At 57.4% G+C, this 19,074-nt stretch carries 27 protein-coding genes; 19 read left to right on the top strand and 8 right to left on the bottom strand.

What is annotated here, in order from left to right:
• Positions 1–86: 86 nt before the first annotated feature.
• The 4 genes from MWU55_RS10830 to MWU55_RS10815 form a co-directional block, all read right to left on the bottom strand.
• Entirely contained in the window at positions 87–674 is a 588-nt protein-coding gene (locus MWU55_RS10830) for a rhodanese-like domain-containing protein (protein WP_246936192.1), read from the bottom strand.
• Positions 675–690: 16 nt separating this feature from the next.
• The gene (locus tag MWU55_RS10825) at positions 691–1,011 is read right to left on the bottom strand and encodes an antibiotic biosynthesis monooxygenase family protein (RefSeq protein WP_246936191.1); all 321 of its coding nucleotides are present in this window, start codon (positions 1,009–1,011) and stop codon (positions 691–693) included.
• Positions 1,012–1,081: 70 nt separating this feature from the next.
• A complete protein-coding gene (locus MWU55_RS10820) occupies positions 1,082–1,474 on the bottom strand; it encodes a zf-TFIIB domain-containing protein (protein ID WP_246936190.1) in 393 nt (130 codons plus the stop codon).
• An 86-nt stretch (positions 1,475–1,560) separates the two neighbouring features.
• On the bottom strand, positions 1,561–1,968 hold the full coding sequence (locus MWU55_RS10815) for a universal stress protein (RefSeq protein WP_246936189.1): 408 nt from the start codon (positions 1,966–1,968) through the stop codon (positions 1,561–1,563).
• A gap of 131 nt (positions 1,969–2,099) precedes the next feature.
• Here MWU55_RS10815 and MWU55_RS10810 point away from each other — a divergent pair, with 131 nt between their 5' ends.
• From MWU55_RS10810 to trmD, 10 genes are all read left to right on the top strand, one after another.
• Positions 2,100–2,603, top strand: coding sequence for a hypothetical protein (locus tag MWU55_RS10810; protein WP_246936188.1), 504 nt, complete (start codon positions 2,100–2,102; stop codon positions 2,601–2,603).
• A 179-nt stretch (positions 2,604–2,782) separates the two neighbouring features.
• Positions 2,783–4,288 (top strand): signal recognition particle protein, encoded by a 1,506-nt coding sequence (gene ffh, locus MWU55_RS10805; protein ID WP_246936187.1) that lies wholly within the window; start codon positions 2,783–2,785, stop codon positions 4,286–4,288.
• 1 nt (position 4,289) lies between these two features.
• The gene (locus tag MWU55_RS10800; protein ID WP_246936186.1) at positions 4,290–4,835 is read left to right on the top strand and encodes a GNAT family N-acetyltransferase; all 546 of its coding nucleotides are present in this window, start codon (positions 4,290–4,292) and stop codon (positions 4,833–4,835) included.
• Complete coding sequence (locus tag MWU55_RS10795) at positions 4,832–5,377, top strand: GNAT family N-acetyltransferase (protein WP_246936185.1); 546 nt, start codon at positions 4,832–4,834, stop codon at positions 5,375–5,377. Before MWU55_RS10800 ends, MWU55_RS10795 begins: the two co-directional genes overlap by 4 nt.
• A complete protein-coding gene (locus MWU55_RS10790; protein WP_246936184.1) occupies positions 5,374–5,895 on the top strand; it encodes a GNAT family N-acetyltransferase in 522 nt (173 codons plus the stop codon). Before MWU55_RS10795 ends, MWU55_RS10790 begins: the two co-directional genes overlap by 4 nt.
• Entirely contained in the window at positions 5,892–6,188 is a 297-nt protein-coding gene (locus MWU55_RS10785) for a chorismate mutase (protein WP_246936183.1), read from the top strand. Before MWU55_RS10790 ends, MWU55_RS10785 begins: the two co-directional genes overlap by 4 nt.
• A gap of 46 nt (positions 6,189–6,234) precedes the next feature.
• A complete protein-coding gene (gene rpsP / locus MWU55_RS10780; protein ID WP_246936182.1) occupies positions 6,235–6,648 on the top strand; it encodes a 30S ribosomal protein S16 in 414 nt (137 codons plus the stop codon).
• Between the two features lie 21 nt (positions 6,649–6,669).
• On the top strand, positions 6,670–7,299 hold the full coding sequence (bluB, locus tag MWU55_RS10775) for a 5,6-dimethylbenzimidazole synthase (RefSeq protein WP_246936181.1): 630 nt from the start codon (positions 6,670–6,672) through the stop codon (positions 7,297–7,299).
• Between the two features lie 152 nt (positions 7,300–7,451).
• A complete protein-coding gene (gene rimM, locus MWU55_RS10770; RefSeq protein ID WP_246936180.1) occupies positions 7,452–7,964 on the top strand; it encodes a ribosome maturation factor RimM in 513 nt (170 codons plus the stop codon).
• A gap of 53 nt (positions 7,965–8,017) precedes the next feature.
• Positions 8,018–8,848 (top strand): tRNA (guanosine(37)-N1)-methyltransferase TrmD, encoded by an 831-nt coding sequence (gene trmD / locus MWU55_RS10765; protein WP_246936179.1) that lies wholly within the window; start codon positions 8,018–8,020, stop codon positions 8,846–8,848.
• On the opposite strand, the gene MWU55_RS10760 is transcribed toward trmD, so the two are convergent.
• Positions 8,845–9,426, bottom strand: a complete 582-nt coding sequence (locus MWU55_RS10760; RefSeq protein WP_281501856.1) for an NAD(P)H-dependent oxidoreductase — start codon at positions 9,424–9,426, stop codon at positions 8,845–8,847. The two genes, trmD and MWU55_RS10760, sit on opposite strands and share 4 nt — an antisense overlap.
• Positions 9,427–9,527: 101 nt before the next feature.
• Here MWU55_RS10760 and MWU55_RS10755 point away from each other — a divergent pair, with 101 nt between their 5' ends.
• The 3 genes from MWU55_RS10755 (at position 9,528) to rpmE (ending at position 10,962) form a co-directional block, all read left to right on the top strand.
• A complete protein-coding gene (locus tag MWU55_RS10755; RefSeq protein ID WP_246936178.1) occupies positions 9,528–10,112 on the top strand; it encodes a TetR/AcrR family transcriptional regulator in 585 nt (194 codons plus the stop codon).
• A gap of 242 nt (positions 10,113–10,354) precedes the next feature.
• Positions 10,355–10,729: a 50S ribosomal protein L19 gene (rplS, locus tag MWU55_RS10750; protein ID WP_246936177.1), complete on the top strand. Its 375-nt coding sequence runs from the start codon at positions 10,355–10,357 to the stop codon at positions 10,727–10,729.
• Between the two features lie 11 nt (positions 10,730–10,740).
• Positions 10,741–10,962, top strand: coding sequence for a 50S ribosomal protein L31 (rpmE, locus tag MWU55_RS10745; RefSeq protein ID WP_246936176.1), 222 nt, complete (start codon positions 10,741–10,743; stop codon positions 10,960–10,962).
• Positions 10,963–11,017: 55 nt separating this feature from the next.
• Here rpmE and MWU55_RS10740 read toward each other — a convergent pair whose 3' ends face one another.
• From MWU55_RS10740 to MWU55_RS10730, 3 genes are all read right to left on the bottom strand, one after another.
• Positions 11,018–11,272 carry a peptidase gene (locus MWU55_RS10740; protein WP_246936175.1) on the bottom strand — a complete coding sequence of 85 codons (255 nt, stop codon included), beginning with the start codon at positions 11,270–11,272 and terminating at the stop codon, positions 11,018–11,020.
• Positions 11,273–11,353: 81 nt separating this feature from the next.
• Positions 11,354–11,719, bottom strand: a complete 366-nt coding sequence (locus tag MWU55_RS10735) for a Lin0512 family protein (RefSeq protein ID WP_246936174.1) — start codon at positions 11,717–11,719, stop codon at positions 11,354–11,356.
• On the bottom strand, positions 11,719–12,063 hold the full coding sequence (locus MWU55_RS10730; protein WP_246936173.1) for a Lin0512 family protein: 345 nt from the start codon (positions 12,061–12,063) through the stop codon (positions 11,719–11,721). Before MWU55_RS10730 ends, MWU55_RS10735 begins: the two co-directional genes overlap by 1 nt.
• Before the next feature lie 167 nt (positions 12,064–12,230).
• Between MWU55_RS10730 and MWU55_RS10725 the strand changes: the two genes are divergently transcribed.
• The 6 genes from MWU55_RS10725 to MWU55_RS10700 are packed head-to-tail and all read left to right on the top strand — an operon-like array spanning position 12,231 to position 19,044.
• The gene (locus MWU55_RS10725; protein WP_246936172.1) at positions 12,231–13,043 is read left to right on the top strand and encodes a division plane positioning ATPase MipZ; all 813 of its coding nucleotides are present in this window, start codon (positions 12,231–12,233) and stop codon (positions 13,041–13,043) included.
• A 57-nt stretch (positions 13,044–13,100) separates the two neighbouring features.
• Positions 13,101–14,048, top strand: coding sequence for an ABC transporter permease (locus MWU55_RS10720; RefSeq protein WP_246936171.1), 948 nt, complete (start codon positions 13,101–13,103; stop codon positions 14,046–14,048).
• The gene (locus MWU55_RS10715) at positions 14,045–14,869 is read left to right on the top strand and encodes an ABC transporter permease (RefSeq protein ID WP_246936170.1); all 825 of its coding nucleotides are present in this window, start codon (positions 14,045–14,047) and stop codon (positions 14,867–14,869) included. Before MWU55_RS10720 ends, MWU55_RS10715 begins: the two co-directional genes overlap by 4 nt.
• The gene (locus MWU55_RS10710) at positions 14,866–16,443 is read left to right on the top strand and encodes a dipeptide ABC transporter ATP-binding protein (RefSeq protein WP_246936169.1); all 1,578 of its coding nucleotides are present in this window, start codon (positions 14,866–14,868) and stop codon (positions 16,441–16,443) included. Before MWU55_RS10715 ends, MWU55_RS10710 begins: the two co-directional genes overlap by 4 nt.
• Positions 16,444–17,883 (top strand): aldehyde dehydrogenase family protein, encoded by a 1,440-nt coding sequence (locus MWU55_RS10705; protein ID WP_246936168.1) that lies wholly within the window; start codon positions 16,444–16,446, stop codon positions 17,881–17,883.
• A 3-nt stretch (positions 17,884–17,886) separates the two neighbouring features.
• Positions 17,887–19,044: a crosslink repair DNA glycosylase YcaQ family protein gene (locus MWU55_RS10700; RefSeq protein WP_246936167.1), complete on the top strand. Its 1,158-nt coding sequence runs from the start codon at positions 17,887–17,889 to the stop codon at positions 19,042–19,044.
• Positions 19,045–19,074 lie beyond the last annotated feature (30 nt).

The raw sequence follows: 19,074 nt of genomic DNA, 5'->3' as shown, positions 1-19,074 counted from the left end.
CGTTCCATCATAAGTGCCATTTTCTGGCACCTGCAAAGAATGGGGATCCCAAAGACCAAGGTCAATGGGGGCTCGCCTGACCGTTTTTAGTTCTCGCCCGTGACCGTCATACCCAGCATGCGCCAAGCATGCATGCCACCGCGGTAGTAATGGATCTTATCGGCGGGAAAGCCTGCTTCGATCATGCGCCGGGCGGCGGTTGGGGATTGCCCACACCAGTTCCCGTTGCAAAACAGCGCCACGGGCAATGCGGCTTCACAATCGAATCCGTCGAAATCAACCTCGCAGCCAAGTTCATCCAGTCGATCTGGCGCCTCGTTGTAAGGAATTGAGATTGCACCCGGAATTGTGCCGGTTTCATGATCCGAAGAAACGCGGCTGTCCACAACGATGGCCACCGGATCTTGAAGCATCTCGAGCAGTTCCAGCTCTCCTATCGGGGTCACACCCGGCGCGGGCACCATGGGCTGAACGCAGAAATTTGGACAAGGCCGCGAGGTGCGCGCCCATTCGCCCGAAAGCTCGTTTGCGGTATCCTGATTGCGCATAATTTCTACGGGGCCACCTTCTGTTTCGACTGTGACCGAGGACACGTCAGGGCGAATATTGACCCCCTCAGCAAACAAAGGCGTGGTGGCCAGAAAAAGGGAGGCAGCGGCGGTGAATGTTTTCATGGGGTCCTCGACTGACTTAGTTAAAGGTTTCAAAAACGTCATACATGACGGGTTCGAAGCTTTTGCACAAAGCAGCAATCTTACGATTACGCTCGCGCATTTCATCCGTTCGCAGCATGGCTTGAAAGTCTTCGCGTCGCTTCCACTGGCTGTAGTTTGCAATACGGGTCTGGGCATCATTCACATGAAGGCCAGCGCCCACAAATCCGGGCTGTTTTGAAATAAAATCCGTGTAGGCATCCGTCAGCGCATCAAGAAGATCCTGACAAGTGCCGGGTGTCATCTCGAACGTGGTGATAACGGTTTGGTAATCGGGGGCTTTGCTGATTTTGGGCATGGCTTCCTCCTTATGGAAAGAAGCCTAGCCGCAATTCGATCACATATGAATATGTGATCTTGCCTCGGGGTCAGTCAAAGATGTCAAAAAGCTCTGATAGGACCGATTTGCGGCGCTTCTTCTTGTAGCGCTTGGCGTGGCGGTACTCGTCGTCATCGTAGTCGTCATCGTCATATCGACGCTTACGTGATGATCCGGGCTTCATCCCGGCCCCGCGCTCCATCTCTTCGCGCGATCGCATGCGGCGGGGTTCGCCTTGGCGAACAGGCTCGGAGGGCGGCGGCGGGGGCGCGACATATGGATCGGGATCGTCCAGCTCGATCGCGGGGGTCGCTTTTTCGATGATCTTGTCCAATTCGCCCCGATCCAACCAGACACCACGACATTTGGGGCAATAGTCGATTTCCACCCCTTGGCGTTCTGTCATCAAAAGCTCGGTTCCATCCACGGGACACTTCATCATCAACCCTCCTGTCTTAAGGGGAATGTAGGCATGAAAAAGCGGGCCACAAGGGGCCCGCCAGTTGGTCACGCGAATAAGGGAGGGTATCAGCGTGAGACGTGAACAGCACAGGGGGCGTGGCGCACAACACGTGCAGCCGTCGATCCAAGGAAGAAATCGGTCAGCCCCGGACGGTGCGATGCCACCACAATACAATCAACCTTGTGTTCCTTGGCATAATCCACAATCGCGTGGCCTGCATGCCCAGAGACGACCGCGATAGAAACATCCGGCGATTCCGTTAACGCTTCCTTCAACCGGCTTTCCAGTTCGTGAATATTACTTTCAAGCTGCCCTTCCGGCAGGTATTGCGCCACGTATGCAGGCACCTCCTCCATGACATGCAGGGCGGTGATCTTGGCGCCATCAGCGGCGACAGCCTTGGCGATATGCAGGGCTTCTGACGTATCGCGGTCGTGATCCAAAGCGATCGGCACGAGAACATTTTTATACATCACTGAGCTCCTTTTTATTTTCAGTGTTCAGCATTTCTTTACGAATACCCTGCGCCTCTGCCCTCCACCATGACACAGGTCAAACACCACAGACGCTTTATCTGGCTTGGTTTTCCGCCTACTCTGCCCACATGAAGGTCCTGACAAACACGCAAGAGATGCTGATCCTTGATCATAAACCGTGGCTTCTTTCGCTTGGCATGATTGCCGGGTTGCTGATTTTTCTGGCCATCGGGGGGAGTGCCCTTCTGAACGGAGAGCTGCTGTTCGGTCTGATGTTCGCCGGGATAGGCACTGTCGTTTGGGGCATCTGTTTCATGGTATTTGCCAAGCGCGTGCAGTTGATCCTTGATATGGAGGCCGGACAGATCGTGAAACGAAAGCGTTCTGTGCTGGGATACGCACAAGATGTCTATCCATTGGACGCGCTCCGCGGGGCCGAGCTTGAAGAAACCCGAAGTGACGGATCCACCATGTATCGTCCGGTTTTGGTGATGAATGGGCAGCCCAACCTGCCGGTTGAGTCCTACTACACCAACGGGTCCGGACCGCGACGCACGGCAGACGCAATCAATGCGTGGATTGAAGCGCATTTAAGCCCAATGCAGCTTGACTCTGCACCCCGAAACCCGTAACTCCGCCCCAAATCTCGGAAGTGCGAAACTTCCGGTCCCATGGCCCAAGCCGGGATCGCCCCCTGTCAGCGTGTTACGCCCACAGGGGCGCTCATCGTTTGGAAGCCCGGTTTTGGCCTTGGGATACGCGCAACCCGCCCCTATCTTTGGGGGAAATGAAACGGCAAAGGAGCCGCGAAATGTTTGAGAGCCTGTCAGATCGCCTATCCGGTGTCTTTGACCGCCTGACGAAACAGGGTGCGCTGTCCGAAGATGATGTAAAAACCGCCCTGCGCGAAGTGCGTGTGGCGCTGCTTGAGGCTGACGTCTCGCTGCCAGTGGCCCGCGACTTTGTGAAGAAGGTGCAGGAACAGGCCACCGGTCAAGCGGTGACCAAATCGGTCACACCGGGCCAGCAGGTCGTCAAGATCGTGCACGACGCGCTGGTCGACGTCCTGACCGGCGAAGGCGAGCCCGGCGCGCTGAAGGTCGACAGCCCCCCTGCCCCGATCCTGATGGTCGGACTGCAAGGTGGTGGTAAAACCACGACCACGGCGAAGCTGGCCAAACGACTGACCGAGAAAGAGGGCAAGCGGGTTCTGATGGCCTCGCTCGACATCTACCGCCCGGCGGCTATGGATCAGTTGGCTGTTCTGGGCACACAGATCGGCGTGGACACCCTGCCGATCGTTCCGGGCCAGAAACCCGTCGACATAGCCAAGCGTGCCAAGCAGCAGGCGACGATGGGCGGCTATGATGTTTATATGCTCGACACTGCGGGGCGCCTGCACATCGACGAAGTCCTGATGGGCGAGGTGGAGGAAGTCTCGGCCGTGGTCAACCCGCGCGAAACCCTGCTGGTCGTCGATGGTCTGACTGGTCAGGTTGCCGTTGAGGTCGCACAGGAATTTGACGACAAAGTCGGCGTCTCGGGCGTCGTTCTGACCCGCATGGATGGTGACGGACGCGGCGGTGCTGCGCTGTCAATGCGCGCAGTCACTGGCAAGCCGATCAAATTCGTCGGCCTTGGCGAAAAGATGGACGCGCTTGAAACGTTCGAGCCCGACCGGATCGCGGGCCGCATTCTTGGCATGGGCGACATTGTTTCGCTGGTTGAGAAAGCCCAAGAAACCATCGAGGCCCAGCAAGCCGAGCGCATGATGAAGCGCTTCCAGAAGGGTCAGTTCAACATGAACGACCTGAAGATGCAGCTTGAGCAGATGATCAAGATGGGCGGTATGCAGGGCATCATGGGAATGATGCCGGGCATGAAGAAAATGGCCAAACAGGCCGAAGACGCGGGCATGGATGACAAGGTGCTGAAACAGCAGATCGCCCTGATCCAGTCCATGACCAAACGCGAACGCGCCAATCCCCAAATCCTGCAAGCTAGCCGTAAAAAGCGTATTGCCGCCGGGGCTGGCATGGAAGTCAGCGACCTGAACAAGCTTCTAAAAATGCAGCGCCAGATGGGCGACATGATGAAGAAGATGGGCAAAATGGGCAAAGGCAAGATGCTGAAACAGGCCATGGGCGGCATGTTCGGCAAAGGTGGCGGAATGCCCGATATGCCTCCGGGTATGGATCCATCCTCGATGGACCCGAAAGCGCTTGAAGCGGCAGCAAAAGCCATGGGCGGCAAGCTGCCCGGACTGGGTGGCGGCGGCCTTCCCCCCGGCCTGTCGGGCTTCGGAAAGAAGAAGTAACATGATTTCGCCCGTAACCCTTCCTTGCCCCGGCGCTAAAATCGCCGATGCTGCCAGATCGGCCCTGCCCGTTCTGCGCACGGAACGGCTTGTGTTGCGGGCACCTGTCCTGTCGGATTTCGAGATTTTCCAACGGCTCTTCTCATCACCTTCTGCGAAGTTTATCGGGCAAGAACCGGACGCAGAGGCAATCTGGGCACAGTTCACCAACTACACCGCTGGCTGGGTGTTGCGCGGCGATGGCATGTTTACCGTTTGCCACGATGACGTTGTGGTCGGCTTTGTCTTTGCCGGGGTCGAGCCGGGCGATCAAGCCATCGAGCTTGGCTTTTTCATTGCCCCTGAAGCACAACGCCAAGGCTTCGCATTCGAAGCGGCTAAGGCTGCCCTTGCACATCTGCGAAGCATTCGTCCCGAGGCGATCGTTAGCTATGTAGACCCCGCCAATGTCGCCAGCCAGGCGCTGGTGACCAAGCTTGGTGGCACACAAACCGATACGCTCGAAGGCGCGCTTGTCTTCAGTTATGCGCCGGAGGCTCGCCAATGACTTTGGCGCTTGATATCCCCCGGCTGGAAACCGACCGCCTGATCCTGCGCGCACCTTGCGAAGCAGATGTGGCGGCTGAGGCGGCGTTCTTCGCGTCTGACGCCTCGCGCTTTGTCGGCGGCCCTCTGCGCGAGGACGAGACTTGGCGCATGGTCGCCATGCTGTTGGGCCATTGGGCGATGCGTGGTTATGGCTTTTGGGGTGTGGAAGAGAAATCCACCGGCGCTTATGTGGGCCATGTCGGCCTGTGGAGCCCCTTGGGCTGGCCTGAGCCGGAAATCGGCTGGACGTTGATGAACGATGCGACCGGCAAAGGTTATGCGACCGAGGCAGCAACGGCCGCCCGTCTGCACGCCTATGATGTGTTGGGCTGGTCCACCGCCATATCGTTGATCGACACGGAAAACGAAGGCAGTAAAGCCGTTGCCAAACGTCTTGGCGCAGCATTCGAAGACCATTTCGACCATCCCGGATTTGGCAAGATGGAGATCTGGCGTCACCCTGCAGCCGATACCGATGGCGGACCGGAGGCTTATGCATGAGCCCTTTGTCCCTGAACACCGATCGCCTCACCTTGCGCAAACCCGAAGCGCGTGACTTCGATGCATTTGCTGATTTCGTTTCGCGTGACCGCTCGAAATGGGTTGGGGGGCCATCAACCCGAGAAGAGGCCAAGGAAGGCTTTGCCGAAAACCTGCGTCATTGGGATGAACACGGTTATGGCTATTTCCATGTCGAACGCCGTGAAGATGCTGCTGCGCTTGGGCGTGTTGGGATACGCAAATCAAATCACCGCCCGGAACCGGAAGTCGCCTATTCGCTGTATGCCGACGAGTTTGAAGGACACGGTTACGCAACCGAAGCTGCCATTGCCGTGCGTCATTGGGGTTATCATACCTTGGGACTGCCTAAACTCGTTTCGTATATCGACCCCGCCAACATCGCTTCGGCGGCCGTGGCCACTCGATTGAACGCAAGACCAGATGGCACTGCCCCTGGATGGAATGCCCATCCCGACCTGACTGTTTATCGCCACCCTGCACCGGAGGACTGCTTGTGACCGACACATCCACACGTGCCGCAGACCTGTTGAAAGAACATCGCGAGTCGATTGACCGGCTGGACGCAATTCTTGTCTACACGCTGGGCGAACGCTTCCAGCACACGCAAGCGGTCGGCAAGTTGAAGGCAGAACATGCCCTGCCACCGTCCGACCCCGACCGGGAAGCACGTCAAATCGAACGTCTGGAAGACCTGGCCACCCGCGCCAATCTGGACCCCGAATTCGCCAAGAAATTCCTGAACTTCATCATCGATGAGGTGATCAGGCATCACAAACAACATCAGGAATGACTGGGGCGCTGCCCCTCTCAAATAGCTAGTAAAAAGGAAAACTCTCATGGCTATGAAAATTCGTCTCGCCCGTGGCGGCTCGAAAAAACGTCCCTTCTACCGCGTTGTAGCAGCAGACTCGCGCATGCCGCGTGACGGCCGCTTCATCGAAAAGCTGGGCACCTACAACCCGCTTCTGCCGAAAGATTCGGAAGAGCGCATCAAGCTGGACATGGAACGCGTTCAGTACTGGCTGGACCAAGGCGCTCAGCCTTCGGACCGCGTAAGCCGCTTCCTGGAAGCCGCTGGTGTTCTGGAAAAGAAAGAGCGCGCCAACATGAAGAAAGCCGAGCCGGGCCAGAAAGCCAAGGATCGCGCTGAAGAGAAAGCTGAAAAAGCTGCTGCTGCTAAAGAAGCCGCTGAAGCTCCGGCTGAAACACCTGCAGAAGCTCCGGCTGAAGAAGCTGCTGCTGAGGAATAAATCCGGCGGGTTGGATCTGACATGCACGCCTTTTCAGACGAGTTTCAGTCGGATCTAGAAGATCTGATGCGTTGGCGGCGCGACGTGCGCCGCTTTCGCACGGACCCTGTGGACGAGGCATTGCTGACGCGATGCCTCGACGCGTTTCTGATGGCCCCTTCCGTGGGGCTGTCCGAACCTTGGCGTTTGATCAGGGTCAGCAGTAACGGCGCCCGTAAAGCCGCGCTGGAAAATTTTAAAGCTGCCAACGCCGAGGCTCTATCAGGCTATTCCGGTGAAAAAGCGCAGCTGTATTCAGGGTTGAAACTGTCGGGCATGGAAGATGCTCCGGTACAGTTCGCAATCTTCTGCGATGAAACAACCGACAAAGGCGCGGGACTTGGTGCAAAATCCATGCCCGAAATGCGCCGCTATTCGGTTGTGTCCGCTATTATGCTGTTCTGGCTTGCGGTTCGATCGCGCGGGTTGGGGTTGGGCTGGGTGTCCATTTTAGACCCCGAACAGCTTGCCCGCGATCTGGATGTGCCCAAAAGCTGGAGCCTTGTCGGGTACTTTTGCTTAGGCTGGCCAGAAGAAGCCACAGACAGCCCCGAGCTTGAAAAAGCCGGATGGGAATCACGGCGCGGCGCATTGCCGCTCGAGGTTAGGTAACGCCAAATGGGTTTGCTATTTCATCCTTTCAAGTTGATCATATTGGTCGGCGCAGGCTTCACAGCTGGCTTAGTCTATGAACGTAGTGTTCTGGGCGACAAATGCGTGGCCCGTGGCGGCCAGATGGAACAAGGTGTTTGCATAGGTGCAAAATGAGTGACGACCGGATTTGTGTAGGAAGCATCAGCGGCGCTTATGGCGTCCACGGTGAGGTGCGCATCAAAAGCTTCTGTGCAGAGCCTACAGCGATCGCAGACTATGGCCCCCTGATGTCTGAGGATGGAACAAAATCCATCTCTCTGACGCTTCTGCGTCCCATCAAAAATGGCTTCTCTGTTCGGATCGATGGGGTGGGCACAAAGGAAGACGCGGATGCCCTGAAGGGCGTGAAGCTTTTCGTGGATCGCGATGCGTTGCCCACTCTTCCCGACGACGAATACTATCATACCGACCTTGTAGGCCTGACCGTTCTGGACACAGGTGGGCAAGAGCTGGGGAAAGTCCATGCCGTACACAATCACGGTGCGTCGGATGTGTTGGAGGTCCGTTTGCCGGGCAGTTCAGCCACAGCGCTTCTTCCCTTCACGCTTGAGGCTGTGCCAACAGTCGATCTGGCGTCTGGCCGGATCATTGCCGACCCGCCTGAAGGTGTGTTTCCTGAATAACCAGCGCCTGTTTGGCTCTGGGCAACCCTTTCCCACGTGGATAAGCCTTCATCATGACTGATACGCCCGAGAAAAAGCCCCGCTCCCATGGCCGCATTGCCGTGTCAGCTTCGTTCAAACCGCGCGAGTTGGTGACGGACACGCCGCGTATTGCGGGCACGTGGACGGCGAAAGTCATTACGCTGTTTCCGGGCGCTTTTCCAGGTGTCCTGGGCGAAAGCCTGACCGGGAAGGCGTTGAAAGACGGAGGATGGGCCTTGGAACCCATCGACCTGCGTATCTTTGGTGAAGGCAAGCATCGCAACGTGGATGACACGCCTGCGGGTGGTGGTGCCGGCATGGTATTACGCGCCGACATTCTGGGCCGTGCCATCGACATAGCCCAGCGCGGTGTGCCTAAGGATCGCGCCAAATGGCCGATCGTATACATGTCACCGCGCGGCAAACCGATGGATCAGGCCACCGCGCGCCGCTTTGCCGAATGTGACGGCATGACCATCCTCTGCGGTCGCTTTGAGGGTGTCGATGAGCGCGTTCTGGAAGAATACGACATCGAAGAAATCAGCCTTGGTGATTTTGTCTTGACCGGAGGCGAGATCGCGGCACAAGCCATGCTGGACGCAACAGTGCGCCTATTGCCAGGCGTTCTTGGAAACGAGGCTTCAACCGAAGAGGAAAGCTTTTCAGCCGGAATGTTGGAACATCCTCAATACACCCGCCCGGCAGAATGGCGGGGCCGGACAATCCCAGAGGTGCTGACCTCGGGCCATCACGGCAAAATTGAAAAGTGGCGTCGCGAGATGAGCGAGAAGATCACGCAAGAACGCCGCCCCGATCTTTGGGCGGCGCATCAGGGTCGGTCCGAGGGTCCTGCCGACGACTAGATCGCGCGCTCGGCCAGTTTACACACCGCGTTTATCCGCTTGTCCACTTGCCCGGCTTTGGGATGAGAGGAGGGCGCAAAATGTGTGATCTTGGCTGGCTTCAAACCGCTAAACTCCAAGATCTGCCGCTTTAACTGCCAATAGAGCGGTCGGTGCAGCCAGAACCGGAAATACCACCAAGGGCTGTCTGATGTCATAATGACCCGCGCACTGCGCCCGGTCAGCAGAGGCTTCGGCAGCCCTGCCCCGCGCGGATCAAAGGCTGTTCCAGGCAGAAAGACCCTGTCGATCAAACCTTTCAGTTTTGCTGGCAACCCACCCCACCACATCGGGGTGGTCAAAACGAGGTGTTCACACCACCTGATATTCTCCAACACCCGCTCCAGATCAGGTTCAAGCGGCTTTTGCTGCGAATATCCAGCGAACCCATAATCTGGGTCAAACTCCAAATCCCGGATGTGAACCGCCCGCAACTCGTGGCCCTGCGCCTCGGCGCTCTGTGCATAGGCCGTGGCAAACTGATGAGACTGTGATTTCTCAGCAGGGTGACCATTCAATACGAATATGCGTTTGGGCATAATTTTCTCCAATATTGACCATGGTCATTTTCTTACCCCCTAAAATTGACCGTGGTCAACAACTAATTTGACCACGGTCAAAAATATGATAGAAAACCACCATGACAACGGCAATTCAACCCAGAACACTCAAGACCCGTGCGAAGCTGATCGACGCAGCGCGCGCCATTATCAATGACGTTGGATACTCAGCGATGCGTGTAGAACAGGTGGTGGCTGAAGCTGGGGTGGCCAAAGGCACTTTCTTCTCTCATTTCAAAGATAAAGATGCGCTTTTGGACCGCTTGATCGGTGAAGAAATCGATAAGCTTCTTGATCAAATTGAAACTCTACCCACGCCAAAATCGGTTGACGATATTGTCAGCGCGCTCGTGCCATACATGAACTTCATCAGCTGTGAACGCTTCGTGTTTGATCTTGTTCTAAGGCATTCTGGCGCTGCCAAGATCGAAGAGATCGGCCCCATCGCGATGACCTTCGAACGCTTTGCCGATGTCATTGCCAACTGGATCAAAGATGGACCCTTTCGCACCGATGCAATGCCCGAGATGCTCGCCAATGGCGTTCATTCATTTGTCATTCAGGCAGTGGCACTAAACTTCTGTGCCATCCACCAAAGCGAGCCCCTGAAAGGCCGCCTAACACCCTATCTGGATTTGTGGCTCAACCCGGCGCAATCTGCTTGATCTAAAGGCGCATTCCCCATATACACCGCCCGTCCGGGGCTTACATGAGTCGCACGGACCATTTCCTTTTGGGCAGATGCCTTTCTTCGGCAGCGCGACGCGCAAGGGAAATTGACAAAGAAACGGCGGACTACACTCCCGCGGGCGCCTGGATCACACCAGTGACGGACCCGATGAAGACGCGGAGCTCTTGTACGGCACCAACTTTGCGGAACAACCGCAAGCTTATAGGAGAAGATCAGATGGACCTGATCGCACAGATCGAGGCGGAACAAGTTGCCGCCCTGGGGAAAGACATCCCCGACTTCAAAGCCGGCGATACCATTCGCGTAGGCTTTAAGGTGACCGAGGGTTCGCGCACCCGTGTGCAGAACTACGAAGGCGTTTGCATCAGCCGTAAAAACGGCGTTGGCATTGCTGGCTCGTTCACCGTTCGCAAGATTTCCTTCGGTGAAGGCGTGGAACGTGTGTTCCCGCTGCATTCGACCAACATCGACAGCATCACCGTAGTGCGTCGTGGCCGTGTACGCCGCGCCAAACTGTACTACCTGCGCACCCGTCGCGGTAAATCGGCCCGTATCGCCGAAGACACCACATACAAGCCCAAGCAAGCCTAAGGAGCGTCGATATGAAAAAGGATCTGCATCCCGAATACCACCTGATCGACGTCAAAATGACCGATGGTACCATCGTTCAGATGAAATCGACTTGGGGCAACGAAGGCGACACGCTGTCGCTGGACATCGACCCGTCGGCACACCCGGCATGGAACGGCGGCAGCACCCGTCTTCTGGACACCGGTGGTCGCGTATCGAAGTTCAAATCGAAATACGAAGGCTTTGGTTTCTAAACCACGCCTCTTTCGAAATAGAAACGCCGCTTCTTTTGAAGCGGCGTTTTTCGTTTCAGGCGGATTGCGCCAAGACCAGGTGGCGGGTGATGCCGTAGATATACAATGCCGCAAACAGAACATTGATGTATTTAAGCTGCCTCTCAGTACGCAGCCATGCGCAGTATATCCAGATCAGGCAGAAGGGCAGGCTCAGGCACATTGCAGCCAATTGCCAACCCTGAACGATCGAGATCGTGCTGGCCAAACCAAGGCCAAACGCAATCCACTTCAACGGCTGCTCGTAAGCAGCAAACGTCATAAGCGTCATAGTTAGTCTTTCAGGTAAACAGCGCCGTGAACCCGGCGTTCTGCTAGTACCGATCTAACACCGAACCGAACATCCGACAATCTATTCGTCGATGCTTGCAACCCACTTCCCCGCTTGATCTGGCAACCATGCTTCAATGGCAGCCGTTGCCACCACATGGACCTGTCCGGCGCTTTCCGTGTTCAAGCCGCCCTTCACCGCGCGCACCTCGGCCCGGCCACGGGGCAGTTCGGCCCGCACAACTTCAAGGTCCAGCTTTTCCGGTTCTGCCACGCCGATGGTCACAGACACGCGCATGTCTTTGTGATCCAACCCCAGCGTTGAAAACAAGGTAATCGACGAATGATGCAGCGCATCCTGCACCGCGCGGCACGCCGCTTTGGTGTAGTCCTCACCATAAAGGTCGTTGCCCGTTCCCATTTCAAGGATCATGCGTTTTTCACCCATCACGCGGCCTCCATCATGAACGACACGGCAATGGCGACATTGGCGATCACTGTCGTGCCACCATGGGGCTTCTCAATATCCAACCCGCCGTGTTTCACCGCGAAAGAGATATTGCCATACGGGAAATCCTTGGCCAACTGACTGGTGTCGACCTGATCCGGCTTTTGAACAGCCACTTCGACATCCACGATCATATCGGTTTTCTCGAACCCAAACAGCTCTGCCATATTGACAGAGTTATGCCACAGCGCATCGCGGATCGCGCGGGCGGCGGCCTCGGTGTAGTCCTCGCGGCGCAGTGAGGTACCCATGCCGAATTCGACAAGTACACGTTTCTTTTCCATGGTCGCTCCTTCCCGGTTTCATAAGCCATAGCGCATGGCGCCGCCGATCATAGGGCCAGCTTTGAAATTCAGTTGACAAAATTGGATCTGCACCCTCTTCCCCCGGCAGTAGAACCGACATATAGTTGCCGGAAGAAGAAAATGCTCAAGATACTGGGGATACAGGCGTGGCGCATATAATTGTTGTCGGGAATGAAAAGGGTGGTGCAGGCAAATCAACCATGTCCATGCACGTGGCGACGTCTCTGTCGCGCATGGGGCACCGCGTTGGCGTTCTGGATCTGGACTTACGTCAGAAGACATTTGGCCGATTCATTGAGAACCGAAAGGTATCGATGGAACGTGCTGGGGTCGACCTGCCAACCCCCGAATATCATGACCTTCCCGAGGTAGACACGGCTGATCTGAAAGAAGGTGAAAACCCTTATGATCGCCGCTTGGCCATGGCCATTGCATCGCTGGAAAACAGTCAGGACTTTATCCTGATCGATTGCCCCGGCTCACATACACGCCTCAGCCAAGTGGCGCATTCGCTGGCCGATACGTTGATCACGCCGCTGAATGACAGCTTTGTTGATTTCGACCTTCTGGCACATATTGACCCATCCACGGGAAAGGTGACCGGGCCCTCTGTCTATTCCGAGATGGTTTGGAACGCCCGCCAGCTGCGCGCAAAGGCTGGATTGAAACCGGTTGACTGGATCGTTGTGCGCAACCGACTGGGCGCGCAAATGATGCACAACAAGAAAAAGATGGGGGACGCGATCGAGGATCTGTCGCGCCGCATCGGTTTCCGCGTCGCCCCAGGCTTCAACGAGCGCGTCATTTTCCGCGAGCTTTTCACCCGCGGCCTGACCCTTCTAGACCTGCGCGACATTGGCGTCATGGGACAGATGAACATCTCGAACGTCGCAGCACGCCAAGAGCTGCGCGATCTGATGAAGGCTCTGAAACTGCCCGGGGTCGAGGTGAAGATCTAACACCCAGCCGTGGTGTTTTCCCTTTCCGCGCATGCTGGTCGCAGCTAGGCTCGCCCTATGTTGCGATACCTGATCACCCGCGCCCTGTCGCTTGGCCTAAGCCTTGTTGTCGCCTCGCTGGTGATCTTCGCGATGATCGAGGTTATTCCGGGCGATCCGGCCTCGTTCATGTTGGGTCTGAATGCACAGCCAGAAACCGTCGCAGCACTGCGTGATGAGCTCGGGCTGAACGGATCATTGGTGACGCGATACCTAAACTGGATCGGTGGTTTGATCTCTGGAGATTTCGGGATCTCCTATACATACCGAGTGCCAGTCGCCGAGCTGGTTCTGGAGCGGTTGCAAGTCTCGCTGCCCTTGGCGCTTTTTGCCTTGGTCTTGTCCACGCTGATCGCCATTCCCGTTGGCATGATCGCCGCCAGCCGTCGTGGAACCGGATCGGATTACACCATCATGGGGGTGACACAACTCGGCATCGCGGTACCCAATTTCTGGTTCGCGATGCTTCTGGTTTTGGTCTTCGCCGTGCAGCTTCGCTGGTTTTCTGCTGGGGGATTTCCCGGTTGGGACCAAGGCTTTGGCCCCGGAATGAAAGCGCTGACCCTGCCCGCCATCGCACTGGCTTTGCCGCAAGCCTCTATCCTTGCCCGCGTCATGCGGTCTTCGCTTTTGGACGTATTGCATCAAGACTATATGCGTACTGCGCGCGCCAAAGGGCTAAGCGTTGCGCAAGCCACAAGGCGGCATGCGTTGCGCAACGCCTTCATCCCAGTTCTGACCATCATTGGCCTGCAGTTCAGCTTTCTTCTGGCGGGTGCGATTATCATCGAAAACGTGTTCTTCCTGCCGGGTCTTGGACGGCTGATCTTTCAAGCGATTACCCAGCGCGATCTGGTGGTTGTTGAAAGCGTTGTCATGCTTTTGGTCTTCGCCGTGATCCTTGTGACGTTCCTTGTTGATGTCGCCTATGCGGTTGTGGATCCACGGCTTAGGAGGCGCGCATGACCCGCCTGCCTGCCCAGCTTCTGATCGGCGCCGCGCTTAGCGCTGTGTTGCTTGCAGCTGCTCTGATCTCGTACCTGTGGACACCCTATGACGTGACTGCGTTGAACATCGCGGCCAAGCTCAAACCACCCTCGGCCGAGTATCTTCTGGGTACGGACCATTTCGGCCGCGACCTTCTGTCCATGCTGATGGAAGGCGGGCGGATTTCCATCGCCGTCGCCGTTTTGGCGGTGGGCATCGGCATGGGCGCGGGCGTGCCATTGGGCCTGATGGCTGCTGCCAATCGCGGTGGCTGGCTGGACGAGGTGATTATGCGCGGCAACGACCTGATCTTCGCGTTCCCCTCGTTGGTGATCGCGATCCTGATCACGGCCACTTTCGGGCCCTCAGCCACCAATGCGATCATCGCCATCGGTATCTTCAACATTCCCGTCTTCGCCCGTGTCGCACGCGGCGGGGCGCTGACCATCTGGACGCGCGAGTTCATCATGGCCGCGCGAGTCGCTGGGAAAGGCAAAGCTCGGATCAGTATTGAACACATCCTTCCCAACATCGCCAACCTGCTGATTGTGCAAGGCACCATCCAGTTCTCGCTGGGCATTTTGGCCGAAGCCGGGCTGAGTTATGTGGGTCTTGGCGCGCAACCGCCCACCGCCAGCTGGGGTCGGATGCTCGCTGATGCGCAGACCATGATCTACACCACGCCCCGCCTTGCCATCGCGCCGGGGTTGGCGATTGTCGCCATGGTGCTGGGCTTGAACCTGATGGGCGACGGGCTGCGTGACCTGCTGGACCCAAGGATCCGGAGGGCGCGCGAATGATCGAAATCCGCAACCTCTCTCTGTCCATCCATGACACGCCTATCCTGCATGACGTGGACCTGTCCATTGCGCCCGGCCAAGTGGTCGGGCTGGTCGGCGAAAGCGGGTCGGGCAAATCGATGACAGCTTTGGCCTTGATGGGGCTTTTGCCACGTGGGTCCGAGGCCTCCGGGCAGCTCTTGCTGGATGATCAGGATCTCTCAACCCTATCAGAAGACGCGATGTGTGATATCCGCGGCCAGCGCATCTCGATGATCTTTCAAGAACCAATGACGGCCTTGAACCCGGTGAAGACCATCGGGGATCAGGTGGCAGAAACCCTTCTGATCCATACAGACACGTCCCGCACCGAGGCCTTGCGCATCGCGGCGGAAAAATTGGCCCGCGTAGGCCTGCCACAAGACCGCTTCCCGCTGGACCGCTACCCACACGAGCTGTCGGGTGGTCAGCGCCAGCGCGTCTGTATCGCTATGGCCATCGCGCTGCATCCGGACCTTTTGATCGCGGATGAACCGACCACTGCGCTGGATGTGACCACGCAAGCGCAGATCCTCGATCTGTTGAAAGAACTGGTCGCGGAAGAGAATATGGGGCTTCTGCTGATCACCCATGATCTGGCCGTGGTGGCAGGTATGGCGGATCACGTGGCGGTCATGCGCAAAGGATATGTGGTCGAACAGGGCGAGACCGAAACGCTCTTTCGCACCATGTCCCATCCGTATACCCGGCAGTTGCTTGAAGCGTCCGAACACCAGCCAGACGGGCAAACGACCGCAGCGGAAGCGCCGCTACTTGAAGTTCGCAACGCCGTGCGTGACTATGCCTTGCCCCGAACTCGCATCTTTGGCCCCGCCCCGCAATTTCGCGCCGTGAACGGGGTCAGCTTTACGCTGAACCGTGGGGAAAGCCTTGGGTTGGTGGGCGAAAGTGGCTGTGGAAAATCGACCCTGTCGCGCGCGATTCTTGGTTTGGAACCGCTGCAAGCGGGCGAGATCCTTTTGAACGGCCAGCCCATTTCGCCTGATATGAACCCAGCCCGCCGCGCCGGGCTACAGGTCGTTTTCCAAGACCCTTATGGCAGCTTTAATCCGCGTTGGACTGTGGAAAAACTGGTCGCAGAACCATTCCACCTGCTGAGCAATCGACCCGATGATTGGCAGGATCGAGTGCGACAAGCTTTGGCCGAGGTTGGCTTGAGCGAAGAAGCCATGACCCGTTATCCGCACGAGTTTTCAGGCGGTCAACGTCAGCGCATCGCCATCGCACGTGCGCTCATCCTGCGGCCCGAGCTGATCGTGTTGGACGAAGCGGTCTCGGCACTGGATGTTTCAATCCGTGCTGACATTCTGGACCTGTTGGCGGACCTTCAGGCAAAGCACGGCTTGGCCTATCTGTTCATCAGCCATGACCTCGGCGTCGTGCGCTCTATCACCGATCGCGTCCTGGTGATGCAATCAGGCGAAATCGTCGAAGAAGGCATAACCGAGGCCGTCTTTACGGCGCCCTCGCAGGACTACACAAAAGAACTGATCAACGCGGCGCCCCGCATTCCGCCCGCGTGGAAGGAGGCATAAATGGACGCTCTTTGGTTTGACCCGACCGAAATCCTGCTTGGTGGCATCTGGCAGAAAGCTGGCCAAACGATCGACGTCGAAGACCCTTCGACCGGACAGGTGTTCGCCCAAATCGGGCGCGGCAGCGTACAGGATATTGATAACGCCGTAGCCTCTGCCCGTGCCGCGCTAGATGGCGACTGGGGCCGGATGACCGCCACCGAACGCGGGCGCATCCTGACCCGGATCGGCCAACTGGTTGAAACCCGGATCGACGCACTGACCCAGCTTGAGGCGCGCGACGTGGGCAAGCCCCTGACGCAGGCGCGCAACGATGCAGTGGCGCTCGCCCGGTACATGGAGTTCTACGGCGGCGCTGCCGACAAGGTGATGGGCGAAACCATCCCCTATCTGGACGGATATACCGTTTACACGTTGCGTGAACCGCACGGCGTGACCGGGCATATCGTGCCTTGGAATTATCCGATGCAAATCATTGGGCGTTCGGTTGGCGCGGCGCTTGCAATGGGCAATGCGTGCGTGTTGAAACCCGCCGAAGAAGCCTGCCTGACCGCGCTTGCCTTCGCGCGTATCGCCGAAGAAGCAGGGCTGCCCGCAGGCGCCTTGAACGTAGTGACCGGATTGGGCGAGGAAACGGGCGCAGCGCTATCCGCCCATCCAGACGTGGATCACATCAGCTTCACCGGATCGGTTCCTGTAGGCGGCCTGGTGCAGTCCGCTGCGGCTAAAAACGTGGTGCCTGTCACGCTGGAACTGGGCGGCAAGTCGCCTCAGCTGGTTTTTGACGACGCCGATCTGGACGCAGCCCTTCGCTTTCTTGTTGGTGCTTGCATCCAAAACGCGGGACAGACCTGCTCGGCCAGTTCGCGTATCCTTGTTCAGCGGGGTGTCTATGACGACGTGGTTGCGCGAATGGGCACGGCTTACGACGCGTTGCGCGTGGGGCCAGCAGATGCGGATTTGAATGTTGGGCCGCTTATTTCGGCTCGCCAAAAGGAGATCGTAGAGAGCTTCCTCGCACAGGGTGCGGATCTGAAAACTGCCGGGCGCGGTCAAGTCACTGACGCAACAGAAGGCGGGCACTACGTGGCCCCGACGCTTTTCGCCGATGTGCCACCCGACCACCCGCTCGCGCGAGATGAGGTCTTTGGGCCAGTTCAGGTTGTCATTCCTTTTGACACCGAAGACGAGGCCGTCCAGATCGCCAACGCCACGGATTACGGGCTGGTTGCCAGCATCTGGACCGCCGATGGCGCGCGCCAGATGCGGCTGGCCAAACGGCTGCGCGCGGGGCAGATTTTCATCAATAATTACGGTGCAGGCGGTGGCGTTGAACTGCCTTTCGGCGGAGTTGGGAAATCCGGCCACGGCCGCGAAAAAGGGTTCGAGGCGCTCTACGGTTTCTCACAGCTAAAAACCATCGCGGCGCGACACGGATAAATCATGACCACCCCCCTTCGTCTTACCAATCGACAGGCGCGCCACCTGTGGCTTTGGACCAATCTTTTGTCCAACACCCCCACCGGACCAGTCGATTTGCAAGAGATGATCTGGCGGTTGGGCTTCGTGCAAATCGACACGATCCGAAATGTGACCCGTGCTCACAATCACATTCTGTGGACCCGCAATCAGAACATCCGTGAAAGCGAGATCTGGAAACGGCTGCGCGCGCGGGAAATATTTGAACATTTCACCCATGACGCCAGCCTGATCGACATGCGCGTGTTGCCTTATTGGAGGCGGCAGTTTGACCGGCTTGGCGCCTATGCCGGTCGGTCCGAATGGTATCAGTCCGGACTGGCACAAGAACAGATCGCCACGATCCGCGCCCGTATCGAAGCCGAGGGCGCGCTATCCACACACGCCTTCGACACCAAGGTTGAAAAGCGCGAGATGTGGGCACGCCCCCCGCACAAAAAAGCGTTGGATCAGATGTGGTATGCAGGTGATCTTGCCACCTGTCACCGCGAGAATTTTGTGAAGTTCTATGATCTGGGCGATCGGGTGTTTCCAACCCATGATCCAGTTCCTGATGAGTATGCCGTCCACTGGCTATGCGAAAACGCAATTGATCGCTTGTCTTTTGCAACTACCGGTGAGGTCGGGCGGTTCTGGGATGCGATGACAGCACGAGAGGCGAAAGCCTGGTGCAGCGCAGCCAAGTTGATACCCGTTGAAATTGAGACAGCCGACGGTGGCAGCTACTTGGCCCACGCCCCTGCAGATGTCGAGCAGAGATTGGCAAACACGCCCGCCCCCACCACGCGGCTGCGTATCCTGAACCCGTTTGATCCGGCGATCCGTGATCGCGCACGGCTTGAGAAGCTGTTTGGCTTTGACTACCGCAATGAAATGTTCGTACCGAAAGACAAAAGGCGCTGGGGGTATTACGTCTATCCGCTTTTGGAAGGCGATCGTTTCGTCGGACGGATCGAGCTTAAGGCCGACCGGAAAACAGGCGCGTTGTCCGTAATCGGCTTTTGGCCGGAACCGGGCGTGCGTTGGGGACCTGTACGCCACAAAAAACTTGATGCGGAGCTTGCACGCTTTGGACGATTTGCCAGCCTGTCCGCGACGAATTGGCAGGTTGGACGCGGGTGACTTGCACGGGTTGAAGAATGGGCGCAAGCT

Origin of the sequence: Aliiroseovarius sp. F20344, assembly GCF_023016155.1 — a bacterium.
In the GTDB taxonomy this organism is placed as follows: Bacteria; Pseudomonadota; Alphaproteobacteria; order Rhodobacterales; family Rhodobacteraceae; genus Aliiroseovarius.
The sequence above is the reverse complement of the archived record's forward strand: the minus strand, read 5'-3'. Positions and strand labels throughout refer to the sequence as shown.